Genomic DNA, 12,418 nt, shown 5'->3' on the forward strand with positions numbered 1-12,418 from the left:
GGGTAGCTCAGCCGGAGCGGACTCAGCCCGGGTAGCTCAGCCGCAGCGGACTCAGCCCGGGTAGCTCAGTCCGAGTGGCTCAGTCGGGGTGGCTCAGCCGGAGCGGGCTCAGTGGTGCATCATGGATTCATCGTCAACTTCTCCAATGCGAGCCTGGGCTGCGATGTCAGTTCTCGTTGGAGGTCGCGCATTGCGGCGCTCTTAGACGGCATCAGGATGCGGCGCTGCTGTGCGTCGATGTCGAGTGGCGGAATCAGGTAATAGTCGGACCCCTCCCGTTCGATCTCCCACCCGTTGTTGTGCATCAGCAGGTGGTGGAACTTGCACAGCAGGATCCCGTCTTTGATGTCGGTCCGTCCTCCGTCTCTGGCCCAGTGGTTGATGTGGTGCGCCTCGGCCATCGACGGCGACCGGTCGCAGGCCCCGAACCGGCAGCCGCCGTCCCTGACAGTGAGGGCGATGCGTTGTTTCCGGGTGAAGAACCGTTGTTCGCGGCCGACGTCGAGGGCCTGCCCGGTGTCGTCGAAGACCACCTCCGTGGTGGTCCCGGTGCAGACCAGACGTTCCACTGTTTCGATCGAGACCGGGTCGGGTGAGCCTTCGATGCGCCCGTGACCGGTGCGGGAATCCAGAGTGGGAGCGGTGACGAGGACCCGGATCGCCGCACCGCCGTCTCCCAACAGCTCGGTCGGGTCGGCGGTGGCGCCGGCCTGCAGCAGGCCGAGCATCGTGTCGGAGGCGAGCTGCTCGATACTGCGCGGATCGTTGAGGATGCGGTCGGCGGTCTCCTGATGCGGCCCGCTCACGAACCGGACGCCCCGTTTCGGCGACGTCGCCCGGTCGTAGAGCTCGGTGACTACCGCGTAGGACTCGGGGTCGAGGTCCCAGACCAGACGGCCCATGCCGTTCGACAGGCGGTAGTGCTTGAGCGACCGTTTCTCGAACCGCTCCCGTTCCCGGTCGGCGATCCCCGCCTCGTCCAGATCGTCGCGCAGTTCGCGGGCGCGTCGTTGCAGACGGTCCGGGTCGAGAGTTGCCGCCTCCGCGACGAGAGTGGAAGCGGCCTCGGAGAGGGCCGTGGAAGGCACGTTCTCGGTCGGCACCCCGAGCCCCGCCCGGACAGCATCCGCTGCAGCAACCGACAGCGCGCCGCCGGCGACCGCGGTAGCCACGGGCGCGAGCGACGGTTCCGACGCTTCGAAGAGCGAGCCGGTAGCCGGGTCGGGCGTCCCGTCCAGCGCCGCCTCCCGCACCATGCGCCCCACCCGCACCGCGGTCACGGCCTCCCGCCCGGTGGCTCCGGTGGTCGCTTTGACGAACTCTTCCGGTGACCGGTACCCCTCCCGCTGCGCGAGCCCGTCGTGCCCATGCGAGCGCGTCGACCGCGCGGCGATCTCCCCGGCGATCAGCGCGAGGTGGGCGTCGGCCAGCTGCTTCTCCTGCGCGGCCATGCGACCGAGCGAAACGAGAGCCGCGTCATCCAGCACACTAAAAGAACCGACGTCAGTCGACACCGCAGACAACGCCGCCACCGCGGTGGCGAACTGGGTTGCAAGGCTCGAGGACATGCGTCAATTTTCTCAAGCAGAACATACATTCGATAGCAGTCACGCGAGTTGGTGCAGAACCCCCGGCTATGAGGGGCATGTGAAGGACAGGAGCGCTACTCCAGCCGCGTCATCCCACCCAGGTGCAAAGCGGAGGCGGCCGCCTCCTCGTGGGCGAGGGCGAGCTCCTCACGGCTACGTTCGGCCTGGTCGGCGAGGGCGGGCAACACCTCGGCGAGCGTCAGGCTCGTGGTTATGACCGTGACCGGCATACCGAGGGCCGTGCCAAGGATGAGTTGCAGAGCGGGCGCGGCGTGATCCCAACCCTCGGTCGGGGTGCCCGCGTCGTAGACTCCCCCGCGGCTGGTGATGATGACCGCGGGGCGCCCTGCCATCGGCTGGGTCGCGAGATCGCCGGGAGCGGTCGTGCCGGGCACGTGGATGTAGTCGATCCAGGCCTTCAGGGTCGACGGCATCGAGTAGTTGTATAGCGGCGCGCCCACCAGCAGCACGTCGGCGGCGAAGAGTTCTTCGATGAGCCGGGTCTGCAGCGCTTCTGCCGCGACCGGCGGGTTCGCGTCATCCGATCGCACCCGGGCCGGCCAGTGCAGCGAGGCATCCGGGAGGTGCGGCAGCGGGTCCCGATGCAGGTCGCGGTAGGTGACGGTGTTCTCGGGGTCGGCGGCGAGCCAGGAAGCGACGAAGGTCCCGCCGATGGCACGAGACCGCGAGGTCTCGAGGTCGGCGGACGAGTCGAGGTGTAGGAGATGGGCCATCCGTTCAGGGTATCGGCAGCGTCCTGCTCGAGCGCGCGACGCGGATCAGGAACGCGTTTGCAACCACGAGCACCGCTGCGATGGCGGCAACCGCTGACCAGGCGCCGAACGAGTCGTACACGGCGAACGCGACGAGTGGCCCGGCTACGGCGCCGATGTCGCCCGCCGTACGGGTCACCCCGACGACGAAACCGCTGAGGTGCTTCGGCACCGACTCGCTCATGATGACCGACGGCACGACACCCGCGGCGCTGGAGGCGACCCCGTACAGCACGACGATCGCGGCAAACTGCCACGGGCCGTTCGCCGCGGGGTAGAGCAGCAGCGCGACAGCCGCGAGGAGCGTGCCGGGGATCAGTACGGACAGCCGGTAACCGCGGTCGATGAGCCTCCCGACGACCGGCATCGCGGCGAGGGAGACCATCGTCGCCGCGGCGAGGGCGAACCCGAGGGTGAGCGGGGTCAGGCCTCCCCGGTCGTACCCGAGCACTGGAGTGAGACCCTGTTCCCCGCCGAAACGCGCGAAGAATGCTGCGAAGGATGCGACGGCCAGAGCGACGACGGTGGAGGCGAGTGCCGCGGATCGCAGACGGAAGGTACCCGACGGAGAGTCGCGCGACCAGGGCGTGTCCGCTCGGACGGCGACCGAGGGTGCGGGATCCGACGGGCGCAGAGACTGCCAGTAGTGGGTGGCGGGGCGCACGGCGTCCCACAGCAGACAGAGCAGCAACGGGACGACCGCCACAGCGAACGCCACCTCGAGCGTGAAGCAGGTCAGTGCGAGGCCGCCGACAAGAGCGCCTATCGCTCCGGCGGACATCTGCACGGCGGTCGCCGTCGCCATCACCCGGCCGCGCCGGTCCGCGGAAGCCCGTGCCACGAGCGCCGCGAATCCCACGGTCACCGCGGCACCGCCGAAGAGCCCTGCGAACACACGGGCGACGATGAGCACGCCCGGGTCGGGGCTGAAACCCGTCACCGACGTGACGAGGGCGAGTAGCAGGCACACCGCCCACAGGTACGGCCGCGGGTGCCACCAGCGCAATGCCAGCCCCGCCGGGATGTTAGCGATCACCCGCCCCACCCCGAACGCCGCGATGATCGGACCGAGGATGAGCGCCGAAGCGCCGAAGCGGTCGGCATACAGCGGAAGAGCGGGGACCACGCTGCCCCACGTCATCTGAGTCGCGCCGATCAGACAGCAGAGCAGGATCGTCTGTTCCGAGATACCCGACCGCGACGGTACCGACGGAGATGGTTCGACCGGGGCGTGGGCGCCCGATACGCTCACGCCCCGGCGAGTCATGACGCGAGGTTTTCGCGCAGGGTGCGGCCGGGATAGGCCGGCCCCATGGTGCCGCGTCGACGCAGTTCGGGAACGAGCAGCTCGATGATGTCGATGTACGAGCTCGGCATGCTCAGCGGGTTGCCGATCATGTACCCGCCCCTCGACCCTGTTGCGGCGAAGTTTTCCTCCAGCTGGTCGGCGAGCTGTGCGGCAGTTCCCGCCATCGTGGTGTCGTAGCCCACCGCGTGCTTCCAGCCGCGCTCGAAGAACTCCTCGCGCGACATCGAGTGGTCGACACCGAGCTCTGCGACCAACTGGCCGACGAGTCCCGACGGCGAGGCTCCCGAGGCGACGATCTCGTCGTTCAGCTCGCCGAGGATAATGGTCTCTCCCACCGTCGAGAAGTCGTAGCCCGAGTTGTACGACAGGTACGCGCCCACGGCCTCGTGCCCCCAGTACGCGAGCATCTCCTGCTTGCGCGCTCTGGCCTCGTCCTCGGTGCGGCCGATCACAAGCTGTGTCGCCCAGAGGATGCCGACCGCGCGCGGGTCCCGCCCGTTCGCCATGAGCTCGGCGTCGAGCATGGTGCGGTGCCGCACCTGCGACGCGACACTGCCGCCGAACCCGAAGACGAGGTCGGCGAACTTCGCGCTGGTCGCGATGCCGCGCGGCGAGTTTCCGGCCTGCACGAGAACCGGGTGGCCCTGCGGGCTGGGCACGCTGGTGAGTGGCCCCTTGACATCGAAGAACGCACCGTGGTGGTCGATGGCATGCACCTTCGACGGGTCGGCGAAGCGTCCGGTCTCGCGGTCCATGACGATGGCGTCCGGTTCGACCGAGTTCCACAGCCGCTGGCACACGTCGATGAACTCGTCCATCCGCTCGTAGCGCTGGCCGTGCTCCGGCAGCCGCTCATAGCCGAAGTTGGCGGCATCAGACAGGCGTGTCGACGCCACGACGTTGAACGCGATGCGTCCGTTCGTCACATGGTCGAGGGAGTTGAGCAGGCGGGCGACGTAGAACGGGTGCATAAACGTCGACGAGTATGTGAGCCCGAAGCCGATGTGTTCGGTCACGGCCGACATCGCGGCGATGAACGGGCTCATGTCGTGACGCGGCCACTGCACGCCCCATTCCACTGCCGCGTCGGTCGAGCCACGCCAGGTGTCGGGCAAACCGGAGCCGTCGCCGAAGAAGAGCATGTCGATGCCGCCGCGCTCGGCGGTGACCGCGAGCTCTTGGAACAGGCGCACGTCGGGGAAGGTGCGGCCCGTCCACGAGCCGGGGCGAGCCCACCGCCCCTCCGAGTGGGTGAACGACAGGTCGAATGCGAGATGCAGGTGGGCGGGGTCAGTGTCGATATCGGGGTGGTTCATGCGTGCACGTGCTTTCCAGAGAGTGCCTCATTCGCCGCTGCCGAGGCGGGGGCGGATGTCGCGAAGAGGGTGGTCAGTTCCGAGCTGTCGACGATCTGTCCGACGTTGAGGCCGAGCTGCTCGAGGGCGTTCTCGTTGATGCGCACGTCATACGCGGCGGTCGCGTCGCGAGGGATCACGACCGGGAAGTCGAGCTGCACGGCGTCCGTCGCGGTAGCGGCGACACAGCACTCGCTCGTGAGGCCGGTGACGGCGACCCACTCCACGCCGGCGGCGCGCAGAGTGGCGCCGAGTCCGGTCTCGAAAAACCCGCTGTAGACGCGTTTGACGACCCGGGTCTCCCCCGCTGCCGGCTCGACGCCGTACCATTCGGCACCGGGGGTGCCGACGATGCACGGCTCGTCAGGGGACATCGCCGCATCGAGGGTCGCCCCGCGGAGCCAGCCGCTCGACCGCCAGACCCGGTCGGGCTCTGATCCGAGCTCGATCCAGACGACGGGCACTCCGACCGCGCGGGCGGAGTCGACGAGGGCCGAGATAGTCGCGATCGCGTCGACAATCGAGGCGGATGCCGCGACGTCCAGCCCGTATCCGCCCAGGTAGGCAGGGTCGGCGAACGAGCGTTGAACGTCGACCACGAGCAGGGCGCCCGGCAGCGACTCGAGCGCCGCGAGCTCGGTAGGCCAGGTCATGCGCCGGCCGCCTTCGCCGCGTCCTGCGCCCGGAGCACCGGCATCACGAGCTCGCCGAAGGCCGGCAGATCTTCGAGGTAGTCGGGGAAGATGATCATCAGCCCGTCGAGCTCGGCGCCCTCGACAACGGTGTTGATGTGGCCCACGACGGTGTCCGGCGATCCGAAGACGTAGGGCGTCTGGAAGGCGTCATGCCCGGTCGCCGACTCCGTCCAGGAGCTGACGCGGTCGCGTGGCATCCCCCACGACACCCGCATGTTGGCGAGCGCCTCGCGGTCGACGCCGACGCCGATCTCGTCCACCCGCTTCTCGGCTGCGGCATCCGTCTCCGCCATCACGACGGTGAGCATGCCGTAGGTCTTCACCTCGCGGCCGAGGGCGGCCGCGCGCTCGTGCACGTCCCGCGACGAGTCGCGCAGCTCCTCCATGGTCGCCCCGGAGAGGAAAGCACCGTTGCTGCGGCGGGCTTGAAAGTCCCGGCCGGCCGCCGAGTTACCCGCGCTGATGATCGTCGGCGGAACGACCGGATGCGGGCGCGACTCGGCGTCCGTGAGGGTGAAGAACTCGCCGTCCATCGTTACCGAGTCCTCCGTCCACAGGCGCGTCACGGCCTCGGTCCACTCATCCACCATGCGGTAGCGCGCCTCCTTCGACAGTGACGCGTCCCAGTGGCCCATCTGGATGAACTCGTCGGCGTAGGCGCCGGACACGATGTTCATACCGGCGCGGCCATGCGAGATCTGGTCGATCGTGGTGAACATCTTCGCGGCGACCACGGGGTTGTGCACGTTCGCGTGCACGGTGGCCCAGATCTTGACGCGCGAGGTGGCCTCGGCGATGCCGGCCATCATCGTCATGGACTCCAGCGTGCGGCCCCAATGGTCGGTCGAACCGCCGAAGCCCTTCCATTTGCCCATCGACATCACGAAGTCCATGTCGGCGTCCTCAGCCATGACGGCCGCCTTCTTGTTGTAGTCGTAGCTGCCGTCGGGGTGCGGGGCGGTCTCGGAGACCAGCCAACCGCCGTTCGCGATCGGGAGGAAGATGCCGTATTCGGACATGTACGCGCTTTCTGTTTCGGGTACTGCGGATGGTGCCCTGCGACGGGCTCGAGGACTGTGCGGCCCCGAGCCCGTCGACGGGACGGAGGCGGTGACTACGGGGCCGGCCAGATGAGCGTCGTGCCGTCGTAGATGTTCTCGACGAAGCTGTTGTCGAAGTAGGACTGCACGTCGGCCGGGGCCTCGGAGATCTGGTCGGTGTCGACGAGGAACTCGCTGATGGCGTCGACGTTCGCGGTGTCGACGAGTCCGATCGGCCGGTCGGCCGGCTGGTTCTCCGCGATGATGCCCGACTCGGTGTCCCAGATCTTCACGTTGTGGGCGACGTCGTAGCCCTCTCCGGAAAGCACCGACGCGAACTCGACGCACTCTTCGGTGTTGTCGTCGCAGTACTCGATCGCGTGCAGGCTCGCCCGCATGAAGTCCTCGACGGCGGTCGGGTTGGCTTCGGCGAAGGCCGGGTTGACCGCGACGGATCCGAGCGAGCTCGGCACGCCGTAGTCGAACGGGCGCCACACGGTCACGTCGAAGTCCTGCGCCTCGAGCAGGTTCGGCTCGTTCGATATGAAGCCGGTGAGGGAGTCGACCTGGCCGCGCGGCAAAATCGTCGGGTCGTATCCCACGACGACCTGCTGGATCGACGAGACATCGGCACCGGCGTTGGTGAGCATCGCCTCGACGGCGGGCGGCATGTTGCCCTTCTGTCCGAGGATCGTGCCGTCGAGGTCGGCGAGGTCCTTCACGTCGGTGTTCGTCATCAGGATCTCGAGTCCCACGTTCGACAGGGTCGAGATACCGAGGATGTCGATGCCGTTGTCCTGCGCCTGGATCAGGTTCTGCTCGCCGACGCCGGTGAACGTGACCTGGCCGGAGGCGAGCAGCTGCGCGTTTTCCCCGGTGTCGCCCGTGCCGGGCTTGATCTCGACGTCGAGGCACAAGGCGTCGAAGTAACCGAGTTCGTCGGCGGCGATCGTGTTCAAGATCGACGCGCTGGCCTGGTAGAAGTAACCGGTCAGGAAGCTGATTTTGCCGGCGTCCTTGTTGGCTTCGCAGCGCTCGTCGGAGATGGCGCTGCCCGCGGCGGCGGCATCCGTCGACGGCTCTGGGGCGGTATCGGTGCTGCAGGCGGTCATACCGATCGCGAACGCTGCGAGCAGCGCCGCGGTGACGGCTGTGGTGGTGCGTGTGGGCATGGCTGTCTCCTGGTTGGGTGGTGCGGGATACGAGCGGTGGTGCGGAATGGAATCGTGGGCGGCCTCGGCCGGGCGGGTCTAGCTCTTCTCGCCGATCATCGACTCGTGCCAGTGCAGAACCCGGCGCTCGACGGCGGTGATGACGGCCAGCAGCACGGAGCCGAGGATCGCGAGGCAGAGGATCGCCGCGTAGACGACCGGCAGCCGGTTGTTCGACGACGCGATGCTGATCACGGTGCCGAGTCCTTCGGCCGCTCCCGGTGCCGCGAGTTCCGCGACGACGGCGCCGATGATCGACAGCGGGAAGACGATGCGCAGAGCCGTGAACAGGAACGGCAGCGCACTGGGCATGCGCACGTGCCAGAGCATCTCGACCCGGGAGGCATGGATGGTGGTGAATACCTGGACGACCGACTGCGGCACCGAGCGCAGACCGGTCGAGACGTTGATGAGGATCGGGAAGAAGCAGATCAGCGCGGTCACGATGAGCTTAGGCTCCGGACCGAACCCGAAGGCGACCACCAGCGCGGGCGCTATCGCCACGAGCGGCGTCACGTTGAGCACGACTGCCACCGGCATGATGGCGCGGCGGGCGATCGGCAGCTCGGAGATGAGGATCGCGAGGATGTACGAGGTGACGAACCCGATCGCCAGACCGACGAGCGCCACCGACAGGGTCACCCAGGCGTTGTGGATGTAGAAGCCGGGGTTGCTGGCCAGCGCCTCCCCCACCTTTGCAAGCGGCGGCAGCAGGTACGGATTGTCCTTGGCTACGACATTCCAGGCGAAACCGAGGGCGCCGACGAGCACCACTACGGGCAGCCAGATGGCGGGTCGGATGAAGGCGAGACGCTTCGGGAGTGCGCCGCGCTTCTTCACCGGGAGCGCGGGCGCCGAAGCGGCGGTGTCGGCTGCCGCTGTGGGTGTCATTAGTGCCATATCTGGTCTCTCCTCGTGGCTCAGGCTGCGCTCGCGGCGGGCGACTTGCGCCAGGCGGACTGCAGGTGGTCGCGGATGACGTCTTCGTAGTGGTGGAACTCGGCGGTCTTCAGCATCGCCTCGCTGCGTGGGCGCGGGAGGTCGATGTCGACCGAAGCGGTGACCCGGCCCGGGCCGGCGGACATGACCAGCACCTTGTCGGAGAGTCGCACGGCCTCTGTCACGGAGTGGGTCACGAACACGACGGTGGTGTTCATCTGGTCCCAGATATCGAGCAGCTGCCCCTGGATCGACTCGCGGGTGAATTCGTCGAGCGCCGAGAACGGCTCGTCCATCAGCAGCACGTCCGGCTGCATGCCGAACGCGCGCACGATGGCCGTACGCTGCTGCATCCCGCCGCTGAGCTGTGCCGGCAGCTTGTGCGCGGCGTCGGCGAGACCGGCCTTCTCGAGCAGGTCGCGCATGTCGGGCGCGGACTTCTGCTGGTGTCCTCCGATGCGTTGGCGGCGTCGCTCGGCTCCCGTATTGATCTTCCCGGGCAGACTGACGTTCTTCAGCACGTTGAGCCAGGGAAGCAACGCGGGGGTCTGCGGCACGAGACCGATCATCTTGGCGGCGCATGCCCGTTCCGGGGTCACTCCGAACACGCTGACGTCACCGGCGTCCGGTTCTTCCAGACCGGCGATCAGCCGCAGAAGGGTGGACTTTCCACAGCCGGAGGGGCCGATGATGCTGACGAACTGGCCGCGCTCGATCGTCACGTCGACGCCGTTGAGCGCGACGAACTGCGAAGGACCGCCGCCATAGATCTTGACGGCCTGGGAGATGCTGATCGTGTCCGATTCCACACCGGCGGGAGCGACTGACATGCGGCTATACCAACTTCCTGAACTGGCGGTTCTGATAGACGAGGGGTTCGACGTCGGAGCGGGTGACGTCGTCGACGTGCACGATGATCATGAGGTGGTCTCCCACGGTCCAGCGCTCGTGCACGCGGCCGACGATCGATGCCATCGCCCCTGTGACGACCGGCACGTGGTCGAACTCGTGGTGCAGTTCCACGGCGGCGAACTTGTCGACGCCCTTCGTCGCGAAGTGCTTGGCGATGTCTCCCTGGCCGTCGGCGAGGATGTTGACCGCGACGTGGGAGGTGCGGGAGAACGCGGGATAGCTGTCGGCCGTCTCCGCGAGGAAGACGGCGACGAGCGGCGGGCTCACCGACACACTGGTGAAGCTGTTGGCGGTGAAGCCGAACGGGGTGCCGTCGACGCTGGTCGTCACGAGCGTCACCGAAGTGCCCATCATGGCGAGCGCGCGGCGCAGCTCCGCGGGATCGAACTCGGGCGGCGAGGTGAGGTATCGACCCGTCGCGGTGTTCATGGCGACCTCGGCGCTCACGCTGCCACCCCCGTGAGCCGGGCGAGGCGTGGCAGCCGGCTGTCGATCCAGGCGGCGAGGTGGATGTCGCGTTCCTCCGGCTCCGCGACGACCGAGTCGCGCAGGAAGAGGCCGCCCATCGGGCTGATGGCACCGAGCTCGTCGAGGAGGGGCTGGAGGTGGGTGGCGCCGGCGAGCGAGTGCTCGGGCGACGCGGCGACGGTGAACGGGATCGTGAGGGTGTCGGCGAGGGCGCCGGGACCGTAGCCGTCGAGGAACGCCTTGAGCAGCCCCGTGTACGAGCCCTTGTAAACGGGGGTCGCCACGACGAGGACCTGCGCGCCCGTGAGCGTGGAGCGGAGCGCGGCCGCGGCCGGGTCTGCGTAGTCCAGCACCCGGCTGCCGAAGGCCGCCAGATCGTGTACGTGCGTGGAGTCTGCTCCGATTCGTGTCGCGAGCAGCTCGACGAACGCGGTGGTCGCGGCGAGGGTCTTCGAACCCTGACGCGGATTACCCACGACGCCGTCAATGGTGAGAGTCACTTGTGCCTCCAGGGCTCAGATCGCATCTGTCAATAAGAGAGAAGGAGAGCAGACGGGTGAAGGGCTTCGATTCCGAGAAGGAAGCGAAGACAATGGCCCGCGGAGGTCCGTTGAGAAGAACTGTATAAGCAGCGTGTTACGTGAAAGTTGCCGTGGCTGTTTCTAGCGTGTTAACTCATCGGCCGGTGTTCACGGGCCGGTGAGCAGCTCGAGCGTGCCATCCGAGCGGAACGAGTAGACGTCGACGCCCGCGTCCCTGGCCGCGCTCAGCGGCCACGAAGACGACGTGAAGAATCGCGCCTGCGGCTCGGCCACGCAAACCACGAGTCGGGGCCGCGTCGGCAGTACGCCCCGCAACCAGACCAGCTTGAACATGTCGGCGAGAGCGCCCATTCGATGCGTCGAGCGCGGCACACCGAGATACGGCACGAGCTGCACGAGCACGCTCTCCGCCTGGTCGATGCCCTCGACCTCAACGCGCAGGTTGCCCGGCAGGTGCAGGGTACGCGGCTCGAGCTCCGACTTGTACAGGGCCCCGAGAGCGCGGAGCATGGCGTGCTCGGTCGATTCTTCTTCGATGCGGCCGGTGGTTCCGATGTGGACCACGAGAACCACCCCCTCCGACGTCGACTGAACAGGACGAGCCTACGCGTCGCGTATTTCGAGGATGTTTCTCTGGCCACCGGAGGGTGCCGGAAACGAACGAAGCCCCGCTCGAGAGCGGGGCTTCGTTCGGGCTTTTTCAAGCCATTGTGTGGATCCAAGGGGATTCGAACCCCTGACCCCCTGTTGCCTCAACCAGGTCTAGGACTCACCTAGGTTGGGTTGACGACTCGAGTTTTCTCGAACAAAGTGCTGGTCCCTCGGGTTTATCCAAAACCGAATTACTGCGTTGCGATTCCCGATTTTATCCTCATCGGGCAATTTCGACCACTCTCGACGGCGCTGAAGTGTCGAATAAGTGTCGACGGCCCATAAGCGCGTCACGCTCGCAATTCGCGATCAATAGCCCAGCCTCACGCATCTCGCACGCTGAGACGACGATCGCTTCGCCCGAACGTCGAACTCGGCACCGCCCAACTCACCCGCCCAGAGGGCGCAGGTGTCGCTCAGGGTAAGTCACCGCTACAGCTACCGAGTGGCGTTGCGGACGCGACTTTTCCCGCGGACACGGGCGGTCCAGTTGTAGACATCAAGCAGCCGCGGAACGCCGATGTAAACAGCTGTCGGCACCACGACGAGGGTCAGCGTCAACGCACGCAGAACAGGGTTCCAATGTTCGATGAGCGGACCGGTCACGGTCATCCCGATCGCGACCAGCGGGAAGATCACCATCCAGGTGATCAGTGCTCGCACATGAACGGACGGAGCCGTAGTGAGTCGGTGACTTGTCACGTCAGTCTCGACCTCTTCGAGCGGCTTGCAGTCTTTCTCCATCGTCATTCCGTCCTTCGGTCTCATCGACGCAGTCAGGTTCACCCCGTAGTCGGAGAACGATTCAGTCCGAGGCGCGGGATACCCCGGCGCTATCCGCAGCCAGCGCACATGGGATTCGTGGAGCCACGGAGATTTCGCTCTCTAACCCTTCGCGGTTCGCTAGCTACGCCACATGCAGAAGTCTCTAGGC

13 protein-coding genes are annotated in these 12,418 nt (G+C 67.0%); all 13 read right to left on the reverse strand.

Annotated elements, in window-relative coordinates:
- Positions 1 to 119: 119 nt before the first annotated feature.
- A complete protein-coding gene (locus HD599_RS09080) occupies positions 120 to 1,451 on the reverse strand; it encodes an HNH endonuclease signature motif containing protein (protein ID WP_184236286.1) in 1,332 nt (443 codons plus the stop codon).
- Positions 1,452 to 1,663: 212 nt separating this feature from the next.
- The gene (locus HD599_RS09085) at positions 1,664 to 2,323 is read right to left on the reverse strand and encodes an FMN-dependent NADH-azoreductase (RefSeq protein ID WP_184236289.1); all 660 of its coding nucleotides are present in this window, start codon (positions 2,321 to 2,323) and stop codon (positions 1,664 to 1,666) included.
- Positions 2,324 to 2,327: 4 nt separating this feature from the next.
- Entirely contained in the window at positions 2,328 to 3,629 is a 1,302-nt protein-coding gene (locus HD599_RS09090; protein WP_184236293.1) for an MFS transporter, read from the reverse strand.
- Positions 3,626 to 4,987, reverse strand: a complete 1,362-nt coding sequence (locus HD599_RS09095; RefSeq protein ID WP_184236296.1) for an NtaA/DmoA family FMN-dependent monooxygenase — start codon at positions 4,985 to 4,987, stop codon at positions 3,626 to 3,628. Before HD599_RS09095 ends, HD599_RS09090 begins: the two co-directional genes overlap by 4 nt.
- Positions 4,984 to 5,679, reverse strand: a complete 696-nt coding sequence (locus HD599_RS09100) for a cysteine hydrolase family protein (protein ID WP_184236299.1) — start codon at positions 5,677 to 5,679, stop codon at positions 4,984 to 4,986. Before HD599_RS09100 ends, HD599_RS09095 begins: the two co-directional genes overlap by 4 nt.
- Complete coding sequence (locus HD599_RS09105; protein WP_184236302.1) at positions 5,676 to 6,740, reverse strand: LLM class flavin-dependent oxidoreductase; 1,065 nt, start codon at positions 6,738 to 6,740, stop codon at positions 5,676 to 5,678. Before HD599_RS09105 ends, HD599_RS09100 begins: the two co-directional genes overlap by 4 nt.
- A 95-nt stretch (positions 6,741 to 6,835) precedes the next feature.
- The gene (locus HD599_RS09110; protein WP_184236305.1) at positions 6,836 to 7,933 is read right to left on the reverse strand and encodes an ABC transporter substrate-binding protein; all 1,098 of its coding nucleotides are present in this window, start codon (positions 7,931 to 7,933) and stop codon (positions 6,836 to 6,838) included.
- Positions 7,934 to 8,011: 78 nt separating this feature from the next.
- A complete protein-coding gene (locus HD599_RS09115; RefSeq protein ID WP_221420472.1) occupies positions 8,012 to 8,872 on the reverse strand; it encodes an ABC transporter permease in 861 nt (286 codons plus the stop codon).
- A gap of 20 nt (positions 8,873 to 8,892) precedes the next feature.
- Complete coding sequence (locus tag HD599_RS09120) at positions 8,893 to 9,741, reverse strand: ABC transporter ATP-binding protein (RefSeq protein ID WP_184236308.1); 849 nt, start codon at positions 9,739 to 9,741, stop codon at positions 8,893 to 8,895.
- Between the two features lie 4 nt (positions 9,742 to 9,745).
- Entirely contained in the window at positions 9,746 to 10,270 is a 525-nt protein-coding gene (locus HD599_RS09125; RefSeq protein ID WP_184236311.1) for a flavin reductase, read from the reverse strand.
- A complete protein-coding gene (locus HD599_RS09130) occupies positions 10,267 to 10,791 on the reverse strand; it encodes an NAD(P)H-dependent oxidoreductase (RefSeq protein WP_221420473.1) in 525 nt (174 codons plus the stop codon). The genes HD599_RS09125 and HD599_RS09130 overlap by 4 nt, the downstream gene beginning before the upstream one ends.
- A gap of 189 nt (positions 10,792 to 10,980) precedes the next feature.
- Positions 10,981 to 11,397 (reverse strand): hypothetical protein, encoded by a 417-nt coding sequence (locus tag HD599_RS09135; protein WP_184236315.1) that lies wholly within the window; start codon positions 11,395 to 11,397, stop codon positions 10,981 to 10,983.
- 525 nt (positions 11,398 to 11,922) lie between these two features.
- Positions 11,923 to 12,252 carry a putative antibiotic biosynthesis monooxygenase gene (locus tag HD599_RS09140; RefSeq protein ID WP_221420959.1) on the reverse strand — a complete coding sequence of 110 codons (330 nt, stop codon included), beginning with the start codon at positions 12,250 to 12,252 and terminating at the stop codon, positions 11,923 to 11,925.
- Between the last annotated feature and the right edge of the window lie 166 nt (positions 12,253 to 12,418).

The organism is Conyzicola lurida (assembly GCF_014204935.1).
GTDB lineage: Bacteria > Actinomycetota > Actinomycetes > Actinomycetales > Microbacteriaceae > Conyzicola > Conyzicola lurida.